This is a genomic window from Citrobacter sedlakii NBRC 105722, assembly GCF_000759835.1.
GTDB lineage: Bacteria > Pseudomonadota > Gammaproteobacteria > Enterobacterales > Enterobacteriaceae > Citrobacter_A > Citrobacter_A sedlakii.
In genome coordinates this window covers 270,550-290,706 of sequence record NZ_BBNB01000001.1, presented here as the reverse complement: position 1 = coordinate 290,706, position 20,157 = coordinate 270,550, and the positions used below count along the sequence as shown (strand labels likewise).

The 20,157-nt window shown below is 55.7% G+C and carries 17 protein-coding genes; 14 read left to right on the top strand and 3 right to left on the bottom strand.

Annotated features, from left to right (window positions below; all coding sequences use genetic code 11):
• The first annotated feature begins 4 nt into the window (after positions 1–4).
• The 7 genes from CSE01S_RS01365 (at position 5) to CSE01S_RS01335 (ending at position 5,923) form a co-directional block, all read left to right on the top strand.
• Complete coding sequence (locus CSE01S_RS01365; protein ID WP_042283241.1) at positions 5–2,644, top strand: YdbH family protein; 2,640 nt, start codon at positions 5–7, stop codon at positions 2,642–2,644.
• Positions 2,641–2,832, top strand: coding sequence for a YnbE family lipoprotein (locus CSE01S_RS01360; RefSeq protein WP_042283238.1), 192 nt, complete (start codon positions 2,641–2,643; stop codon positions 2,830–2,832). Before CSE01S_RS01365 ends, CSE01S_RS01360 begins: the two co-directional genes overlap by 4 nt.
• A 7-nt stretch (positions 2,833–2,839) precedes the next feature.
• Complete coding sequence (locus CSE01S_RS01355; RefSeq protein ID WP_042283235.1) at positions 2,840–3,163, top strand: YdbL family probable chaperone protein; 324 nt, start codon at positions 2,840–2,842, stop codon at positions 3,161–3,163.
• Positions 3,164–3,264: 101 nt separating this feature from the next.
• Positions 3,265–3,870, top strand: a complete 606-nt coding sequence (locus CSE01S_RS01350) for a CDP-alcohol phosphatidyltransferase family protein (RefSeq protein ID WP_042283233.1) — start codon at positions 3,265–3,267, stop codon at positions 3,868–3,870.
• Entirely contained in the window at positions 3,870–4,784 is a 915-nt protein-coding gene (locus tag CSE01S_RS01345; RefSeq protein ID WP_042283230.1) for a phosphatidate cytidylyltransferase, read from the top strand. The genes CSE01S_RS01350 and CSE01S_RS01345 overlap by 1 nt, the downstream gene beginning before the upstream one ends.
• A 5-nt stretch (positions 4,785–4,789) precedes the next feature.
• Positions 4,790–5,401 (top strand): lysophospholipid acyltransferase family protein, encoded by a 612-nt coding sequence (locus CSE01S_RS01340; RefSeq protein ID WP_042283227.1) that lies wholly within the window; start codon positions 4,790–4,792, stop codon positions 5,399–5,401.
• 108 nt (positions 5,402–5,509) lie between these two features.
• Entirely contained in the window at positions 5,510–5,923 is a 414-nt protein-coding gene (locus CSE01S_RS01335; RefSeq protein ID WP_082636892.1) for a GFA family protein, read from the top strand.
• A gap of 30 nt (positions 5,924–5,953) precedes the next feature.
• On the opposite strand, the gene azoR is transcribed toward CSE01S_RS01335, so the two are convergent.
• Complete coding sequence (gene azoR / locus CSE01S_RS01330) at positions 5,954–6,559, bottom strand: FMN-dependent NADH-azoreductase (protein ID WP_042283223.1); 606 nt, start codon at positions 6,557–6,559, stop codon at positions 5,954–5,956.
• A 201-nt stretch (positions 6,560–6,760) separates the two neighbouring features.
• Between azoR and hrpA the strand changes: the two genes are divergently transcribed.
• On the top strand, positions 6,761–10,663 hold the full coding sequence (hrpA, locus tag CSE01S_RS01325; RefSeq protein ID WP_042283221.1) for an ATP-dependent RNA helicase HrpA: 3,903 nt from the start codon (positions 6,761–6,763) through the stop codon (positions 10,661–10,663).
• Positions 10,664–10,727: 64 nt separating this feature from the next.
• On the opposite strand, the gene CSE01S_RS01320 is transcribed toward hrpA, so the two are convergent.
• Positions 10,728–12,047: an MFS transporter gene (locus tag CSE01S_RS01320; RefSeq protein WP_042283219.1), complete on the bottom strand. Its 1,320-nt coding sequence runs from the start codon at positions 12,045–12,047 to the stop codon at positions 10,728–10,730.
• A gap of 390 nt (positions 12,048–12,437) precedes the next feature.
• Here CSE01S_RS01320 and CSE01S_RS01315 point away from each other — a divergent pair, with 390 nt between their 5' ends.
• Entirely contained in the window at positions 12,438–13,232 is a 795-nt protein-coding gene (locus tag CSE01S_RS01315) for a YdcF family protein (RefSeq protein WP_042283217.1), read from the top strand.
• A 197-nt stretch (positions 13,233–13,429) separates the two neighbouring features.
• A complete protein-coding gene (gene aldA, locus CSE01S_RS01310; protein WP_042283215.1) occupies positions 13,430–14,869 on the top strand; it encodes an aldehyde dehydrogenase in 1,440 nt (479 codons plus the stop codon).
• A gap of 72 nt (positions 14,870–14,941) precedes the next feature.
• Here aldA and gap read toward each other — a convergent pair whose 3' ends face one another.
• Positions 14,942–15,943: a type I glyceraldehyde-3-phosphate dehydrogenase gene (gene gap / locus CSE01S_RS01305; RefSeq protein WP_042283212.1), complete on the bottom strand. Its 1,002-nt coding sequence runs from the start codon at positions 15,941–15,943 to the stop codon at positions 14,942–14,944.
• A gap of 189 nt (positions 15,944–16,132) precedes the next feature.
• On the opposite strand from gap, the gene cybB reads away from it, so the two are divergent.
• The 4 genes from cybB (at position 16,133) to CSE01S_RS01285 (ending at position 20,140) form a co-directional block, all read left to right on the top strand.
• Positions 16,133–16,663, top strand: a complete 531-nt coding sequence (gene cybB, locus CSE01S_RS01300) for a cytochrome b561 (RefSeq protein WP_042283210.1) — start codon at positions 16,133–16,135, stop codon at positions 16,661–16,663.
• A 194-nt stretch (positions 16,664–16,857) separates the two neighbouring features.
• Positions 16,858–17,133: a metal/formaldehyde-sensitive transcriptional repressor gene (locus tag CSE01S_RS01295; protein ID WP_003833178.1), complete on the top strand. Its 276-nt coding sequence runs from the start codon at positions 16,858–16,860 to the stop codon at positions 17,131–17,133.
• Between the two features lie 33 nt (positions 17,134–17,166).
• Positions 17,167–18,285: an S-(hydroxymethyl)glutathione dehydrogenase/class III alcohol dehydrogenase gene (locus CSE01S_RS01290; RefSeq protein WP_042283208.1), complete on the top strand. Its 1,119-nt coding sequence runs from the start codon at positions 17,167–17,169 to the stop codon at positions 18,283–18,285.
• Between the two features lie 166 nt (positions 18,286–18,451).
• A complete protein-coding gene (locus CSE01S_RS01285; RefSeq protein ID WP_042283206.1) occupies positions 18,452–20,140 on the top strand; it encodes a methyl-accepting chemotaxis protein in 1,689 nt (562 codons plus the stop codon).
• Positions 20,141–20,157: the final 17 nt, after the last annotated feature.

Here is a 20,157-nt window from a genome sequence, read left to right as displayed (position 1 = left end):
GCCCATGAAGGGTAAATACAAAGCCGTTCTGGCGATCGCTTTGCTGGTTATCCTCATACCGCTGACGCTGGTGATGACGCTTGGGTGGTGGGTCCCAACGCTGGCGGGCATTTGGCTGCCGCTCGGGACGCGCATAGCCTTTGAGCAAAGCCCACGCCTGACGCGTCAGGGCTTGCATATTCCTGAGATGACATATTTAGTCGGTGAATGTCCTTTGGCGCGCGTCACCCATGCGGACATTTCCCATCCCAGCCGCTGGCAGCTTACGATTAAAACCCTTCAGCTTGATTCCGCCTGCCTGGCTAAACTCCCGCAAAGCGAGTCGTCGCCCGCCGCGCCTCGCACCCTTGCCGAGTGGCAGGCGATGTTGCCGAATACCTGGGTCACTATCGACAATGTGGCGCTTTCTCCCTGGCAGGTATGGCAGGGAAAACTGAACCTTTCGCTTACCCCGTCGGTTCAACAAGTGCGCTATCAGGGGGAAAAGGTCACCCTTCGGGCGCAACTGCGCGGCCAGATGCTGTCCGTGAGTGAACTGGACGTGACGGCGTTTGAAGGGCAGCCGCCCGTCAGACTGGTTGGTGAATTCACGATGCCGCTGGTGCCGGATGGGCTGCCGACAAGCGGTCATAGCGTTGCGACGTTGACTCTGCCGCAGGCGCCTTCGCTGGTGGATGCGGAACTGGAATGGCGTGACAATACGGGGCAACTGATCGTGATGGCGCGCGGGCAGCATGAGCCGTTGCTCGACCTGCCGTGGAGCCTTACGTCTCAGCAACTCTCCATCAGCGACGGCCGCTGGACGTGGCCGTATGAGGATTTTCCCTTAAGCGGGCGTCTGGGCATTAAGGTTGATAACTGGCAGGAGGGGACAGAAAGGGCGCTGATTAGCGGTCGCCTTAATGTCCTTACCCAGGGCGACGCGGGCAAAGGAAACGCGGTGCTGACCTTTGGCCCAGGCAAACTCAGCATGGATAATAGCGCGATGCCGCTTCAGTTAACCGGCGAAGCGAAGCAGGACGATTTGATTTTTTACGCCAGGCTACCCGCCCAACTGAGCGGAAGCCTGAGCGATCCGCAACTGGCCTTTGAGCCTGGCGCGCTGCTGCGTTCGCGCGGGCGGGTCATCGACTCGCTGGACATTGATGAGATTCGCTGGCCGCTGGCAGGGGTGACGGTGACGCAGCGCGGCGTGGACGGTCGTCTGCAGGCCATTTTGCGCGCGCATGAAAATCAAATGGGTGACTTTGTGCTGCATCTCGACGGTCTGGCGAACGATTTCCTGCCGGATGCAGGGCGCTGGCAGTGGCGCTACTGGGGGAAGGGCCGTTTTACCCCTATGCATGCCGCCTGGGACGTGGCGGGAAAAGGGGAATGGCGCGATAAGGTCATCACCCTGACCGATCTCTCCACTGGCTTTAATCAGCTTCAATACGGCACCATGACGATCGACTCCCCGCGGCTGATACTCGACAAGCCGGTTCAGTGGGTGCGCGATGAAGCACAGCCGCGGTTTAGCGGCGCGCTCTCGCTCGACGCTGGCGAAACCCATTTTTCGGGCGGCAGCGTGTTGCCGCCGTCGACGCTCAAGTTCAGCGTTGACGGTAGCGATCCGACGTTGTTCCAGTTCAAAGGCGATTTACATGCCGGGGCGATTGGGCCGGTTCGGGTTAACGGACGCTGGGACGGCATTCGTCTGCGCGGACAGGCCTGGTGGCCGCAGCAGTCGCTAACGGTGTTTCAACCTTTGGTGCCGCCAGACTGGAAAATGACTCTGCGCGAAGGCGAGCTCTACGCCCAGGTCGCGTTCTCTGCCGCGCCGGAACAAGGGTTTGAAGCGGGCGGCCACGGTGTGCTCAAAGGCGGCAGCGCATGGATGCCCGACAACCAGATCAACGGTGTGGATTTCGTGTTGCCATTCCGTTTTGGCAACGGTACGTGGCAACTGGGTACGCGCGGACCGGTTTCGCTGCGGATCGCCGAAGTGGTCAATCAGGTGACAGCTACCAATCTCAGCGCCGATCTGCAGGGCGCGTACCCCTGGCGTGAAGAGGAGCCGCTGTTACTCACCGACGTCAGCGTCGACGTGCTGGGCGGTAAGGTGAGGATGCAGCAGTTGCGTATGCCGCAGCATGGCCCGGCGTTGATTCGTGTGGAAAATATTTCGTCCAGCGAGCTGATAAGCGCAGTGAATCCCAAGCAATTTGCCCTGTCCGGCCCGGTCAGCGGCGCGCTCCCACTGTGGCTGAATAATGAAAAATGGATCATTAAAGACGGCTGGTTAACGAATCCGGGTCCAATGACCCTGCGCATCGACAAAGACACCGCCGATGCGGTGGTGAAGGATAATATGGCGGCGGGCGCGGCGATCAACTGGCTGCGTTACATGGAGATCGCCCATTCCTGGACCAAAATCAATTTAGACAATCTCGGCGTACTGACCATGCAGGCGGCCATCACCGGCAACAGTCGCGTAGAAGGTAAGTCGGGGACGGTCAATCTCAACTACACCCACGAAGAAAATGTATTTGCGCTCTGGCGCAGTCTGCGCTTTGGCGACAACCTACAGGCATGGCTTGAACAGAACGCAACGCTGCCCCTGAAACACTGCCCGGAAGGCAAGGAATGTGAGGACTCCCAATGAAAATGATGACAGCCATGCTGGCGCTACTCCTGTCAGGGGTATTGACGGGCTGTACGCCGCGCATTGAAGTCGCGGCGCCAAAAGAGCCAATCACTATCAACATGAATGTCAGGATTGAGCATGAGATCCACATCAAAGTGGATAAAGACGTAGAAAGCCTGCTCAAATCACGTAGCGACTTGTTCTGAGGTTAGGATGAAACGAACATTACTTCTGACGACGCTGATTCTCAGCCTGCTGAGCGGAAATGCGCTGGCGCTGACCCTCAATGAGGCCAGAACGCAAGGACGGGTTGGGGAGACCCTGAACGGCTACCTCGTGGCGCTGAAAGAGGATGCCGAAACCCGGACGCTGGTGAAAGAGATCAACCAGGCGCGAAGCGTCAGCTACCAGCAGCTTGCTGAAAGCCACAATATTCCGGTAGAGGAGGTCGCGAAAATGGCCGGGCAAAAGCTGGTTGAGCGCGCCCGTCCGGGCGAGTACGTGCAGGGAATCAACGGTAAGTGGCTGCGGAAATAACTGATAAATTCTGAAATGTTGTCTGATAGCAGGGGGCGATGGCGCATCAATCGATAAAGTCAGGCATTATTACGCGACTTTTTAATTATCAGGGAATGATAATGACCCTCTATCAAATTAAGCCCGCTTTTCAGGCGCTTTTGCGTCCCCTCATGTTTTGGCTGCACCGACACCGCGTGACGGCTAATCACATTACCCTTGCCGCGATGGCGCTCTCATTCCTGACGGGCGGCGTGTTGGTGTGTTTCCCCCGTCTGGAACTGCTGGTCCTCCTGCCAGTCGTGCTCTTTGTGCGCATGCCGCTTAATGCGCTGGATGGCATGCTGGCGCGAGAGTGCAATCAGCAGTCAAGGCTGGGTGCGATTCTCAATGAAACCGGCGATGTCCTCTCCGACCTCGCGCTTTATCTGCCGTTTATGCTGATCCCGGACAGTAACCCAATGCTGGTTGTGGCGATGCTGTTCTGTGCGGCAATGACGGAATTTTGCGGCGTGCTGGCGCAAACCATTAACGGCGTGCGCAGCTACGCGGGTCCGTTAGGCAAAAGCGATCGCGCGCTGCTGTTTGGCTGCTGGGGACTGCTTTTGACGCTGTGGCCACAGCTGGCGACATGGAATAACGCCGTCTGGTGTGGCGCCATCCTTCTGCTGCTGTGGACGGCGGGTAATCGCTGTCGCAGCGCGTTGCGGGTCGAGGTGGCGAAGTGATGATGCTGGAGACATCCCTGGCGGCGGTATTCGCGCTGCTGTTGGCGGCAAGCGTGGTTAATGTGCTACTGGTTACGCTGCGTCCGGAGAAAGACTGGCGCGAATTAACGCTACGCATTCGCACATGGTGGGTCATCGTGGTGCTGTTTTCGCTGGCGATCCTGAGTCCTGCCTGGCTGGCGCTGACCTTTTTCGGGCTGGTCAGCTTTATGGCGTTGAAAGAGTTTCTGACCCTGGCGCCGTCCCGTCAGGCTGACCGTATGCCGCTGTTGTGGATGTTTATCGCTATTCCGGTTAACTACGGGTTTATCGGCAGTGGCTGGTACGGCATGTTTGTGGTGTTTATTCCGGTATATGTCTTTTTATTCCTTCCCGCGCGAATGGTGATCGCCGGCGACACGCAGGGCTTTTTGCGTACCGCTTCCCAACTGCACTGGAGTTTAATGACCACCGTGTTTGCGTTCAGCCATGTGGCTTTTCTGCTGGTGCTTCCTGCTGATGGCAAACAGACCGGCGCGCTACTGGTGCTGTTTCTGGTCGGTCTGACGGAATTTAACGACGTTGCGCAGTACATCTGGGGTAAGTCGTTCGGGCGCATTAAGGTCACGCCGACGGTCAGTCCGAATAAAACGCTGGCAGGATTGCTGGGCGGCGTGGCGACAACGGCATTGGTTGCCCTGCTGTTAGGGCCGTTACTGACACCAATGAGCGGGGCGATGGCGCTGCTTGCCGGGGTGATTATCGGCGTGACGGGGTTTTGTGGTGACGTGGTGATGTCGGCGATCAAACGGGATTGTGGCGTCAAAGACAGCGGCACTCTCTTGCCCGGACACGGTGGTATTCTCGACAGGCTGGACTCACTTATCTTCACTGCGCCGGTCTTCTTTCATTTCATCCGCTATTTTTACTTTTAACTACCATGACGCGACTACTTCGTACTCTGTTTACTCTTTGTGTTGTCTGGCCGGTCATTTGGCTATGGCTGGGGTTGCGTGTCCGGCACCGGGAACGTCTGCCGACACACGGTCCGGCGATTATTGTGGCGAATCACAACAGCCATATGGACGTGTTTGCGCTGCTTTCGCTGTTTTCTTTACGTCGTCAGGGTCAGGTGCATCCGGTTGCCGCGGCGGATTATTTTCTGCGTAATAAGTGGATGGCCTGGTTTGCGCTGAATATTCTCAACATTATCCCGGTGATGCGTAAAGGCGGCGACGCTAACCCGTTGGCCCGTTGCGAACAGGCGCTACGAGAAGGCAAGACGCTGATTCTGTTTCCGGAAGGTACCCGCGGCGAGCCTGGAAAGCTGGCGCCGCTGAAGTCCGGGTTATGGCATCTGAGCCAGCGTTTTCCGGAGGTGCCGATTATTCCTGTCTGGCTGACCGGAACCGAACGGGTAATGGCGAAGGGCAACCGGATACCGCTGCCGCTGTTTATCGATGTGTCCATTGGCGGGGCGATGTATGCGGATCCCGACAAGCGCGCGTTCATGGATAACCTCCGGGCGCAGTTGTTGACGCTTTCGCAATAAAGCAAATTGGCTGATAGCGCACCGTTTTGCGCTATCAGGCACGTTGTCTTGAGCGTTTGTTTCTATACTGTCCACTGCAACGGCGTTATCGACTCATTGCGGGACAACATGATGACAAAAAAATATTCTGCTCAGTGCCACTGCGGCGCGGTCACCTTTACCGTTCAGCTTAGCGACGGGTTTCACACCGTGCGCCGCTGTAACTGTTCGTTTTGCCGGATGCGCGGCGCCGTGGTGGTTTCTGCGCCGCTCGACGGTATCGACGTCCTCACCGGGCGCGATAAGCTCACGGAGTACCGGTTTAATACTGGCGAAGCGAAGCATTATTTTTGTTCAGTCTGCGGGATCTACACCTTTCACCAGCGCCGTTCCAGTCCGGATCAGTATGGCGTGAACGTGGCCTGTATTGAAGACGTCTCGCCTTTTGACTTTTCACCGGTTGAGGTAACCGATGGGGTGAATCATCCCAGTGATGGCGCGAGTCGCGGTGTGGTGGGGTATCTGAGTTATCAGCCAAAATGAACACCTCCCGCCGCAGCGGGAGGTGAGCGCTTACGCGGCTACTACGCTGTCGATAGCGGCTTTCGCGTCGGACTGCGCTTTTGATGCCACTTCCGGTCCGTAGGCGATTCCTTCGGCGAACACAAAGTTCACGTCGGTGATCCCAATGAATCCAAGGAACACTTTCAGGTATGGCGCGATCAGATCGGTCGGGGTATCTTTGTGAATACCGCCGCGGCTGGAGAGGATCACGGCGCGTTTACCGGTGACCAGACCTTCCGGCCCTTTCTCGGTATAGCGGAACGTGACGCCAGCGCGTGCGATCAGATCGAAGTAGTTTTTCAGCTGTGTCGGGATGTTAAAGTTGTACATCGGGGCGGCAATGACGATTACGTCGTGGGCTTTCAGTTCAGCAATCAGCTCATCAGACAGCGCCAGCGCTTCCTGTTGACGCGGCGTCAGCGGCGCATCGCTCGGGCGCAGAGCGCCGACCAGTTCGCCATCCAGAACCGGAACAGGGTTTGCCGCCAGGTCGCGTACGGTTACGGCATCAGCGGGATGTTTTTCACGCCATTGTTCAACAAAATAATCAGACAACTGACCAGACTGAGAGTACCCTGCCAGAATACTGGATTTAAGAACTAATACCTTGCTCATGGGTGTTTCCTTATAGGTGTTTGAATGGGCTGTGCCCCGTTGCGTGTTGACACTTTATTCACAATCCTGCCACAGAGATAGCGCAATATATCGAAGCCTATGTTCGAATTTATTGAACGACACACAACATGCGCTGATGTGGTACTCTATACCTATCAATTTAAAGAGATTTAACCAGGCAGAGCACTGCCATCTAACCTTATGACAGAACAACAAAAATTAACCTTCCACCTCCTGCAACAGCAGTTAGATGCGTTGATGCTGCGCGATCGCCAGCGTTTTGCTCGCCGCCTCCACGGCGTGAAGAAGGTTAAAAATCCTGATGCACAACAGGCCATTTACCAGGAAATGGCAAAAGAGATCGAACAGGCAGCCGGTAAAGTCGTGCTACGCGAAGCGTCACGTCCGGCGATCGTGTATCCGGAAAACCTGCCGGTTAGCCAGAAAAAACAGGCCATTCTTGAAGCGGTTCGCGATCACCAGGTGGTGATTGTGGCCGGGGAAACCGGGTCGGGAAAAACCACCCAGCTACCGAAAATTTGCATGGAGTTGGGGCGCGGGGTTAAAGGGCTGATTGGCCATACGCAACCGCGCCGTCTGGCTGCGCGTACCGTGGCGAACCGTATTGCTGAAGAATTGCAAACGGAGCCGGGCGGCTGCATCGGTTATAAGGTGCGTTTCAACGACCACGTCAGCGATAACACGATGGTTAAGCTGATGACCGACGGTATTCTGCTGGCGGAAATCCAGCAGGATCGTCTGCTGATGCAGTACGACACCATCATTATCGATGAAGCGCACGAGCGCAGCCTGAACATCGATTTTCTTCTGGGGTATCTGAAAGAGCTGTTGCCTCGTCGCCCGGACCTGAAAGTTATCATTACTTCCGCGACTATCGATCCGGAGCGATTCTCAAAACATTTCAACAATGCGCCGATTATAGAGGTGTCAGGACGGACCTATCCGGTGGAAGTGCGCTATCGCCCGATTGTAGAAGAGGCGGACGATACCGAACGCGACCAGCTACAGGCTATTTTCGATGCGGTAGAGGAACTGGGACGTGAAAGCCCCGGCGATATTCTGATCTTTATGAGCGGTGAACGCGAAATCCGCGACACCGCCGACGCGCTTAATAAGCTCAATTTACGCCATACGGAAGTGCTGCCGCTGTATGCCCGGCTCTCCAATAGCGAACAGAACCGGGTGTTCCAGTCCCACAGCGGACGGCGCATTGTGCTGGCGACCAACGTGGCGGAAACCTCGCTCACCGTGCCGGGTATTAAGTACGTCATTGACCCCGGCACCGCGCGCATTAGTCGTTACAGCTACCGTACAAAGGTACAACGTCTGCCTATCGAGCCGGTTTCTCAGGCTTCCGCTAACCAGCGTAAGGGGCGTTGCGGTCGCGTCTCGGAAGGGATCTGTATTCGTCTTTATTCCGAGGACGATTTCCTGTCGCGCCCGGAGTTTACCGATCCGGAGATTCTGCGTACCAACCTGGCGTCGGTTATTCTGCAAATGACCGCGCTGGGACTGGGCGATATCGCCGCGTTCCCGTTTGTCGAAGCGCCGGACAAGCGCAATATCCAGGACGGCGTGCGCCTGCTGGAAGAACTGGGCGCGATTACGACTGACGAACAGGCGAACGCCTATAAGCTAACGCCGCTGGGTCGCCAGCTCAGCCAGCTGCCGGTGGATCCGCGCCTGGCGCGCATGGTGCTGGAAGCGCAAAAACACGGCTGCGTGCGCGAGGCGATGATCATCACCTCCGCGCTCTCCATTCAGGACCCGCGCGAAAGGCCAATGGACAAGCAGCAGGCGTCGGATGAAAAACATCGTCGTTTCCACGATAAAGAGTCCGATTTTCTGGCATTCGTAAACCTGTGGAATTATCTCGGCGAGCAGCAGAAGGCGCTGTCATCGAACCAGTTCCGCCGCCAGTGCCGCGTGGATTTCCTCAACTACCTGCGGGTGCGCGAGTGGCAGGATATTTACACCCAACTGCGTCAGGTGGTGAAAGAGCTGGGCATTCCGGTCAATAGCGAACCGGCGGAATACCGTGAAATTCATATTGCGCTGCTTACCGGGCTGCTGTCGCATATCGGGATGAAGGATGCCGACAAGCAGGAATATACCGGCGCACGCAACGCGCGTTTCTCCATCTTCCCCGGCTCTGGTTTATTCAAGAAACCGCCAAAATGGACGATGGTGGCAGAACTGGTGGAAACCAGCCGTCTGTGGGGCCGTATTGCGGCGCGAATCGATCCGGACTGGGTGGAGCCTGTTGCCCAGCACCTGATTAAACGTTCTTACAGTGAACCGCACTGGGAGCGGGCGCAGGGCGCAGTGATGGCGACTGAAAAGGTCACCCTGTACGGTTTACCGATTGTCGCCGCCCGCAAGGTGAACTACAGCCAGATCGATCCGGCGTTATGTCGCGAGCTGTTTATCCGCCACGCGCTGGTCGAAGGCGACTGGCAAACGCGGCACGCATTCTTCCGCGATAACCTGAAGCTGCGTGCTGAGGTCGAAGAGCTGGAACACAAATCGCGTCGCCGCGACATTCTGGTGGATGATGAGACGCTGTTTGAGTTCTACGACCAGCGCATCAGCCATGACGTGATTTCGGCGCGTCATTTTGACAGTTGGTGGAAAAAGGTCAGCAGGGAAACGCCAGACCTGCTCAATTTTGAAAAGAGCATGCTGATCAAAGAGGGGGCGGAAAAGATCAGCAAGCTGGACTATCCCAACTTCTGGCATCAGGGCAATCTGAAGCTGCGCCTGAGCTACCAGTTTGAACCGGGCGCGGATGCCGACGGCGTGACGGTACACATCCCTCTGCCGCTGCTGAACCAGGTGGACGAGAGCGGTTTTGAATGGCAGATCCCCGGCCTGCGCCGTGAGCTGGTGATTGCGCTGATCAAGTCGCTGCCGAAGCCAGTACGGCGCAACTTTGTCCCTGCGCCAAATTATGCTGAGGCGTTTTTAGGCCGTGTAACCCCGCTCGAACTGCCGCTACTGGAGGCCCTTGAGCGTGAGCTGCGCCGCATGACCGGCGTGACGGTTGACCGCGAAGACTGGCACTGGGAACAGGTGCCCGATCATCTGAAAGTCACGTTCCGCGTTGTCGACGAGAAGAACAAAAAACTGCAGGAAGGACGTTCGTTAACGGCGCTGAAAGAGGCGCTGAAGGGCAAGGTTCAGGAAACCTTGTCTGCCGTGGCGGACGACGGTATCGAACAGAGCGGCCTGCATATCTGGAGTTTTGGCCAGCTTCCGGAAAGCTACGAGCAGAAACGCGGCAATTATAAGGTCAAAGCCTGGCCAGCGTTGGTGGACGAGCGCGACAGTGTGGCGATCAAACTGTTCGATAACCCGCTGGAACAGCGGCAGGCAATGTGGTCCGGCCTGCGGCGTTTGCTGCTGCTGAACATACCGTCGCCCATTAAGTACCTGCACGAGAAGCTGCCGAACAAAGCTAAGCTGGGTCTGTACTTCAACCCGTATGGGAAGGTGCTGGAACTGATAGACGACTGTATCTCCTGTGGCGTAGACAAATTGATCGACGCCAACGGCGGCCCGGTCTGGACAGAGGAAGGTTTTACCGCGTTACACGAAAAGGTGCGTGCCGAACTGAACGACACCGTGGTGGAGATAGCAAAGCAGGTTGAGCAGATCCTGACTGCCGTGTTTGCCATCAACAAGCGGTTGAAAGGGCGCGTGGACATGACGATGGCGCTGGGGCTGTCGGATATTAAAGCGCAAATGAGCGGGCTGGTGTATCGCGGCTTTGTCACCGGAAACGGCTTCAAACGTCTCGGCGACACGCTGCGCTATTTACAGGCGATCGAAAAACGGCTCGAGAAGCTGGCTGTCGATCCGCACCGCGACCGCGCCCAAATGCTGAAAGTAGAGAGCGTGCAGCAGGCGTGGCAGCAGTGGCTCAATAAATTGCCCCCTGCGCGACGTGAAGATGAAGATGTGAAGGCGATCCGCTGGATGATAGAGGAGCTGCGCGTCAGTTACTTCGCGCAGCAGCTCGGTACGCCTTATCCGATTTCAGATAAGCGTATTTTACAGGCGATGGAGCAGATAAACGGGTAATTGTTTGCACTGTGACGTGAACGTAGCGCCTCACCCGGCAAATACCGGGTGAGGCTTATGACTATTACAGTTCGTTCGGCTGAGCGTGAATAGCAGAAGACCGTTTTACCCGACTTGCAAAGAAGATGGCGGTGAGGGAGATAGCGACAGTGACGAGCAAATACCACGCCACCGGCACCCAGTCGCCGTTATATTTCGCCAGCAGACCCGTCGCGATAAGCGGGGCAGTGCCGCCAGCCAGTGCCGCGCCAATCTGGTAACCCAGGGTGATCCCGGTATAACGAACGTTAGCGCTGAAAATTTCTGAGCAGAGCGTGCCGAGAACCGCGGTGACGGGGGCCCAGAGAATGCCGAACATCACCACCGTCGCCAGTACGATTCCCCAGGTCGTGCCGGTATTGAGCAGTAGAAACCACGGCACGATAAACAGACCAAGCAGGCAGACGCTGACGGCATACATCCGTTTACGGCCCACTTTATCCGACAACAGGCCCATCAGCGGGATCATTACCGTAGCCACCAGCGCGCCAAGGGTAACGGCTTCCAGCGCTTGCGACTTTTGGTAGGTGAGCGTTGTCGTCGCGTAACTGACCACAAAGGTCGAAAAAATATAAAATGGCGCGGTTTCTACCACTTTGAGTCCTGCGGCGATCAGCACTTCACGCCAGTGATGGGTGAGCGTCTCGCGAAGCGGCGCTTTGGCGACCTGTCCGGATTGCTTCACTTTCTGAAAATCCGGCGTTTCGTCAATATCGCGGCGGATCCATAGCCCCAGCAGCACCAGTACGGAACTGAGCAGGAACGGGATGCGCCATCCCCAGGAGAGGAAATCCTCTTCGCTGAACAGCGTCATTAACGACACGATAAACGTCGCCATCAGCATGCCGATGGTGACCCCCGCCTGGGGAATACTGCCAAAAAAGCCTTTACGTTTTTCCGGCGCGTATTCATAGGCCAGCAGCAGCGCGCCGCCCCATTCGCCACCTATCCCCATTCCCTGAATGATACGCATCAGAATCAACAAAATGGGCGCCCAGATACCAATCATCTCGTAGGTCGGCAACAGGCCAATCATCACCGTCGCGCCGCCCATCAGCGACAGCGTTAAGACCAGCGTTTTCTTACGGCCAATCCGGTCGCCGATATGGGCAAAGACAACACCACCGATCGGGCGAATGAAAAAGGTCAGAGAGAAAGACAGATACGAGAGGATCAGACCGATAACCGGGTCAACCATCGGAAAGAAAATCTTGTTAAACACCAGCGCGGCGGCGGTGCCATACAGGAAGTAATCGAACCACTCAATCGCACTGCCGGTCAGGCTGGCGATGAGGACTTTTTTGTTTTTCTTCAGAATGGCAGTGCTACTTTCATGCGTTGTCATTGACGTTAAACCTCAGCCAGAGAGTAGAAAAAGGTGACACCTGGCGGTGCGGAAGGTGCAACCTGAAACAGTCGGTTGGTTGTGAAATTGTTAATCAAACTAGGTAGATTGGTTACATTTGACAAGAGGGAGGCGAAAGACATGCGCCAAAAATAAGGCAATTTACCAGGCGAATTTTCTGTGAGAGCAGAAGATATGACAGGGATGATTTATTAAACGGCTTAAAAACAGGATAATCGACAGGTGCAACCGATACGTTTTTAGACGTTTCTGGTTATTTCATGAATGTGACAAAAAAAGCGGCGAAATTTAACGCTTAACCTTTCAGAGAGATCTGCTGTTTATCCTGTCGGGCTGCGGTAGGCTGCTGAGAAAGAGGAGGAGCCCACTATGCGAACGTTCCTGAACATTTCCGACGCCTCCCTTGAGGCGATTAATACTGTAGGGCAGTGGCTGGCGCAGGATGACTTTCACGGCGGTGCGGCTTATCCGGCCGACTGCGTCGTGCTTGCCGGTAATGCCGTGATCCCCACCATTGATGCCGCCTGCCGCATCGCGAAAGAGCAATCTATTCCACTGTTGATTACCGGCGGGATCGGGCACTCAACGACCTTTCTGTATGCCGCCATTGCGCAGCATCCCCGTTACAATACGATTCGTACCACCGGACGCACCGAAGCGGCTATCCTTGCAGATATCGCACGCCAGTTCTGGCAGATCCCGGCGGATAAAATCTGGCTGGAAGAACGTTCCACTAACTGCGGTGAAAATGCCCGTTTTAGCGTCAGCCTGCTTACCGAGGCCACCGATCCCATCAATACGGCGATTGTGGTTCAGGACCCCACCATGCAGCGGCGCACTATTGCGACGTTTCGCCGGGTAACCCGTGACAACCCGGATGCGCCGCGTTGGTTAAGTCATCCTGGCTTCACACCGCTGCTTTGCCGGCATGACGACGGTCTTGCTTTTTCCAACATTGATGATCGCGTATGGACCATTGAGCGTTATTTAGCGCTGGTGGCGGGCGAAATACCACGCCTGCGTAACGACGAATCGGGCTACGGACCTTGCGGTCGCGACTTTATTGTTCACGTTGATTTTCCGGCGGACGTGGAAGCCGCATGGCAAACGCTGCACGACGATGAAGCACTCTATGCGGCCCTCAGCGATCGCGCTTTGCGCTGAACCCTGCCCGTTTAGCCTTGTTTTCTCCCAAACGGGCATTTTTGCTGCCCTTGCCAGCGGCGTTCTTTGCCCCTGAGCGGCCTCTTTTATGAGGCCGCTCACATTATCAAAACACCAGTTGGAATACTGACGGCATGATTGATGTTTATTAACAACAATTTCACTTGTTAAAAACATTTCAATCACAGGAGTAGCGCATGTCAGTACCCGTACAACATCCTATGTATATCGACGGACAGTTTGTGACCTGGCACGGAGAAGCCTGGATTGATGTCATCAACCCGGCGACGGAAGAGGTGATTTCCCGTATCCCGGACGGGCGGGCGGAAGATGCGCGTAAAGCGATTGAGGCGGCAGAACGGGCGCAGATCGGTTGGGAAGCGCTGCCGGCCATTGAACGCGCAGGATGGTTACGCAAAATATCCGCTGGCATCCGCGAGCGAGCTAATGAGATCAGCGCGCTGATTGTTGCCGAGGGCGGCAAGATCCAACAGCTGGCGGAGGTGGAAGTGTCATTTACCGCCGATTATCTTGACTATATGGCCGAGTGGGCGCGCCGTTACGAGGGCGAGATTCTGCAAAGCGATCGTCCCGGCGAGAATATACTGCTGTTTAAGCGCGCGCTGGGCGTGACCACCGGTATCCTGCCGTGGAATTTCCCGTTCTTCCTGATCGCCCGAAAACTGGCGCCCGCGTTGCTCACGGGCAATACCATCGTGATCAAGCCGAGCGAGTTTACGCCGAATAATGCCATCGCTTTTGCGAAGATCGTCGATGATATTGGTTTGCCGCGCGGCGTCTTTAACCTTGTGCTCGGTCGTGGTGAAACAGTCGGACAGGAGCTGGCGGGGAATCCTAAGGTGGCGATGGTCAGCATGACCGGCAGCGTGACGGCGGGAGAAAAAATTATGGCCACCGCCGCGAAGAACATCACCAAAGTATGCCTTGAACTGGGGGGCAAAGCGCCAGCTATCGTTATGGACGATGCGGATCTGGCGCTGGCGGTGAAGGCGATTGTTGATTCTCGCATCATTAATAGCGGGCAGGTCTGTAACTGTGCCGAGCGGGTGTATGTCCAGAAAGGCATTTACGATCGGTTTGTCACGCGTCTGGCTGACGCGATGAAAGCGGTTCAGTTTGGCAATCCCGCCGAGCGTAACGACATTGCGATGGGACCGTTGATTAATGCGGCTGCGCTGGAACGTGTGGCGCAAAAAGTGACGCGTGCGGTTGAAGAAGGCGCGAAAGTGGTGCTTGGGGGTCACGCGGTGGAATGGAAAGGCTACTTCTATCCACCGACGCTGTTGGTGGATGTGCGCCAGGAGATGGCGATCATGCATGAAGAGACTTTTGGTCCGGTGCTGCCCGTCGTCGTCTTTGATACGCTGGATGACGCGCTGGCTATGGCGAACGACAGCGACTATGGCCTGACCTCGTCGATTTATACGCAGAATCTCAATGTGGCGATGAAAGCTATCAAGGGACTCAGGTTCGGCGAAACCTACATCAACCGTGAGAACTTTGAAGCCATGCAGGGTTTCCACGCGGGCTGGCGCAAATCAGGTATCGGTGGCGCGGACGGTAAGCACGGACTGAACGAGTATCTGCAAACGCAGGTGGTTTATCTCCAGTCGTAGCGTAAAGGCCGGGGTATTCACAGCGCAGGCGAGCAGAAGAAAAAAGGGCGGAGGAGCCTCTCCGCCTTGTTGTTAAAGCGTAACGTATTTTTCCAGCGTACGAACGAGTTGGGTGACGAATCCATACTCGTTATCATACCAGGCCACGGTTTTCACCAGTTGCAGATCGCCCACCTCGGTAATCTCTGTTTGAGTGGCGTCAAACACAGAGCCAAAGTGCGAGCCGATAACATCCGATGAGACGATTTCGTCGTCGGTGTAACCAAAAGATTCGTTGTTATCGGTGGCCTGTTTCAGTGCGTTGTTCACCTCTTCGGCGGTGACTTTTTTATTCAGAATGGAGACCAGTTCCGTAACGGAGCCCGTCTTCACCGGGACACGCTGAGCATGGCCCTTCAGCTTGCCACTCAGTGCCGGGATCACCAGACCAATGGCTTTCGCCGCGCCGGTGGTATGGGGGATAATGTTTTCCGCTGCCGCGCGGGAGGCGCGCAGATCTTTTCCTCGGGGACCATCGACCAGTGACTGGGTGCCGGTATAGGCGTGAATGGTTGTCATGGTGCCCACCTGAATGCCAAAGCTGTCGTGGAGCGCTTTAGCCATTGGCGCCAGACAGTTAGTTGTGCAGGATGCGACCGAGACAATCACATCGCTTGCCTGCAGCGTGTCATCATTAACGTTATAGACGATGGTTTTCATGTCGCCAGCGGGGGCGGAAATCAGCACTTTTTTAGCCCCGGCATCAATGTGCGCCTGAGATTTCTCCTTCGAGGTGTAAAATCCGGTGCATTCAATGATAATTTCCGCGCCTTTGGCCTTCCATGGGATATTTTTCGCGTCTTTCTCCGCATACACGGCAATCTCTTTGCCATCGACAATCAGCGCATCCTCGGTGAAGTCAACGCTCCACGGGAAAGGACCATAGTTGGAATCATGCTTCAGCAAATAAGCGAGGATTTTCGGCGAGGTGAGATCGTTAATGGCGACGACATCGACGTCGCTTTTGACCTCCAGTAAACGACGCAGTACCAGACGACCAATACGACCAAAACCGTTAATGCCAATTTTACTCATGGTTTACTCCTGTCAGGATGTAGCAGTGCGGTCTCTTTTTCCTTTCCAGGCTTAGTTCACTCTGGCGGGATGAGCAATCGCACTTCTTGCCGTTAAGCCTAACTGACTGAAAAACGATGAAGAAAAGTTAATGAATTTTTAACAAAAGCTCGCTATGTTGACGCTTTACGAATTTACTCAGGACGTATTATGGGCAATAAGTATTCAGGCCTGCAGATTGGAATTCACTGGCTGGTATTCTTACTGGTGATTGTGGCGTACTGCGCGATGGAGTTTCGTGGGCTGTTCCCTCGCAGCTACCGTCCGGTTATCAATATGGTGCATGTTTCATGTGGGATGAGCATACTGGCGCTGATGGTCGCGCGGCTCGTCGTTCGACTGAAATTCCCCGCGCCGCCGATTGAGCCAAAGCCTAAGCCGATGATGACCGGCCTGGCGCATCTTGGGCATCTGATCATTTACCTGTTGTTTATCGCGTTGCCGGTGATAGGCCTGATGATGATGTATAACCGCGGAAATCCGTGGTTCGCGTTTGGGATGGTGATGCCGCATGCGGCTCAGGCCAATCCAGATGCCGTGGCTATGCTGAAATCCTGGCATATTGTGCTGGCGAACCTGGGCTACCTGGTCATTGCGTTACACGCCGCCGCCGCGCTGATGCATCACTATATGTGGAAGGACAATACGTTGCTGCGCATGATGCCCCGTAAGCGGGGATAAAAACGGACGCTGATCGTCGAACGCGCGGGGTCTGGCGTGCGCTATGTAAGATGCTGGCTTTGATATTGTCTGCTGTACCTTTCGGCCCCGGTGGAGAAAAAGATCAACCGGGGCCTATGTCTTTCAGGGATCTCTTTATTTCAATGATAGCCTGTACCTGTTACTATACCCCCCTATAGTATGTAGGAGGGCCTATGCCGCATTCACCTGAAGATAAAAAACGGATCCTGACCCGCGTCAGGCGCATACGAGGGCAGGTTGATGCGCTCGAACGCGCGCTGGAGTCTGGCGAACCTTGTCTGGCTATTTTGCAACAGATTGCCGCTGTCCGCGGTGCGTCTAATGGTCTGATGGGCGAAATGGTTGAAATCCATCTCAAAGATGAACTGGTGAGTGGAGAAACCACGCCGGACCAGCGTGCTGTGCGAATGGCGGAAATCGGTCACCTTCTTCGCGCTTATCTAAAATAAACACATCACCTCGCAATAATAGGGAAGAGAGATATGAAATCACGTGCTGCAGTTGCTTTTGGCCCTGGTCAACCGCTTAAAATTGTTGAAATTGACGTTGCGCCGCCCAAAAAAGGCGAAGTACTGGTGAAGATTACCCATACCGGGGTTTGCCATACCGATGCGTTTACCCTGTCCGGCGACGATCCGGAAGGCGTGTTCCCGGCCGTGCTCGGCCATGAAGGCGGCGGTGTGGTGGTCGAGGTGGGGGAAGGCGTCACCAGCCTGAAACCCGGCGATCACGTTATTCCGCTTTACACCGCAGAATGTGGCGAATGTAAATTCTGTAAATCCGGAAAAACCAACCTGTGCCAGGCTGTACGCGCCACGCAGGGTAAAGGTCTGATGCCGGATGGTACTACCCGTTTCTCTTATAAAGGCGAACCCATTTATCACTATATGGGCACCAGCACCTTCAGTGAATACACCGTGTGCGCCGAGATTTCGCTGGCGAAGGTTAATCCCCTGGCACCGCTGGACAAAGTCTGCCTGTTGGGCTGTGGCGTGACCACCGGTATCGGTGCCGTCCACAACACGGCGAAGGTAAAAGAAGGCGATACCGTTGCGGTCTTTGGGCTTGGCGGAATTGGTCTGGCTGTCATTCAGGGGGCGGTTCAGGCGAAAGCCGGGCGCATTATTGCCGTTGACACGAATCCGGAGAAATTCACCCTGGCGGGCGAGCTGGGTGCGACCGACTTTATTAACCCGAAGGACTACGATAAGCCGATCCAGGACGTGATTGTTGACCTGACCGACGGGGGGGTGGATTTCAGCTTTGAATGTATCGGTAATGTCGACGTCATGCGCGCCGCGCTGGAATGCTGCCACAAAGGCTGGGGCGAGAGCATCATTATTGGCGTAGCCGGTGCGGGTCAGGAGATCAAAACGCGTCCGTTCCAGCTGGTGACTGGCCGTGTCTGGCGCGGTTCCGCGTTTGGCGGTGTAAAAGGGCGTACGCAACTGCCCGGGATGGTAGAAGAGGCGATGGCGGGTAAGATCCAACTGGATCCGTTTATTACGCACCGGTTGCCGCTGGAACAAATCAACGAGGCCTTTGACCTGATGCATAAAGGCAAATCGATTCGTACCGTTATCCATTTCGGCGATAAGTAATCCCTTTGCCAGCGGAGCCTCCGCTGGCATTTCTCCTTTCTTTAGCAAAAATGTTGTCAAAGTGTGACGAAGTCAGCGCTTTTTGCGATAAGTAAACCTTCCTGAATGCCGATGACTATCTAACGGGCGTGTATCACGCATAAATCCAATAAGAGAGTCGACGGTCATGGACAACACATCATCGATGCAAGCACCGCATAAGCTGGGCTTCCTGCATCAAATCAGGCTGGTTCCGCTGTTTTCCTCCATTCTCGGTGGCATCCTTTTACTTTTCGCGCTGAGCTCCGGCCTGGCCGGTTATTTTCTGATGCAGGCTGACCGCGATCAGCGCGATGTCACGGATGAAATTCAGGTGCGAATGGGGTTATCAAACAGTTCTAACCATCTGCGTACCGCGCGGATCAACATGATCCACGCCGGTGCGGCAAGCCGTATTGCCGAAATGGACGACATGAAAGCGAATATCGCGGCGGCGGAAAAGCGGATTAAACAGTCTGAAGATGGGTTTAATACCTATATGGCGCGGGCGGTGAAAACCCCTGCTGATGAAGCGCTGGATGGCGATCTGAACAGCAGTTTTCAGGCATACCTGGCCGGTCTACAGCCTATGCTGAAATACGCCAAAAACGGCATGTTCGAAGCTATCATTAATCACGAAAGCGAACAGGCGCGGCAGCTTGACGCCAACTACAACAAAATCCTTCTGAAGGCCATTGAGATACGCACGGCGCGCGCTACACACTTAAGCGAGCAGGCGCATCAACGCACCCGTTTAGGGGTAATGTTTATGATTGGCGCCTTTGCGCTGGCGTTAGTGCTGACGCTGATGACCTTTATCGTCCTGCGTCGCACCGTGATTCGTCCGTTACAACATGCCGCCCAGCGCATTGAGCAAATCGCGGCGGGCGATCTCACCATGCAGGATGAGCCGACAGGTCGCAGCGAGATTGGCCGTCTGAGCCGCCATTTGCAGCAGATGCAGCGTTCGCTGGTAAACACCGTCGGCGCGGTGCGTCAGGGGGCAGAGGAAATCTATCGCGGCACGAGCGAGATCTCCGCAGGCAATACCGACTTGTCGTCGCGTACCGAGGAGCAGGCGGCGGCAATCGAACAGACCGCCGCCAGCATGGAACAACTGACCGCGACGGTAAAACAAAACGCCGACAATGCGCACCACGCCAGTAAACTGGCGGAAGACGCGTCTGGTAAAGCCAGCCGTGGCGGCCAGATGGTGTCCGGCGTCGTGCAGACAATGGGCAATATTTCCACCAGTTCGAAGAAGATTTCCGAAATTACCGCCGTGATTAACAGCATTGCGTTCCAGACGAATATCCTGGCGCTCAACGCGGCGGTTGAAGCCGCCCGCGCCGGTGAGCAGGGACGCGGGTTCGCCGTTGTCGCCAGCGAAGTGCGTACACTCGCCAGCCGTAGCGCCCAGGCGGCAAAAGAGATAGAAGGCTTGATCAGCGAATCGGTGCGTCTTATCGATCAGGGGTCTGGCGAAGTGGTGGCGGCGGGGAACACCATGACCGATATTGTCGACGCGGTGAAACGGGTGACCGATATCATGCTGGAGATTGCAGCGGCGTCGGATGAACAAAGTCGCGGCATCGTCCAGGTAAGCCAGGCGATTTCCGAGATGGATAAAGTCACTCAGCAGAATGCGTCACTGGTGGAAGAAGCTTCTGCCGCCGCCGCGTCACTGGAGGAGCAGGCCGCACGACTGACGGAAGCCGTAGGCGCGTTTCGTTTACAGAGCGGAAGCGGCGTCACGCGGACGATAACGGCCCGCCGCGCGCCGGAACCTGTTCCGACGCCGGTCACGGCTGGCACAGACAACTGGGAAACCTTCTGACGGTTATCAACCACGGG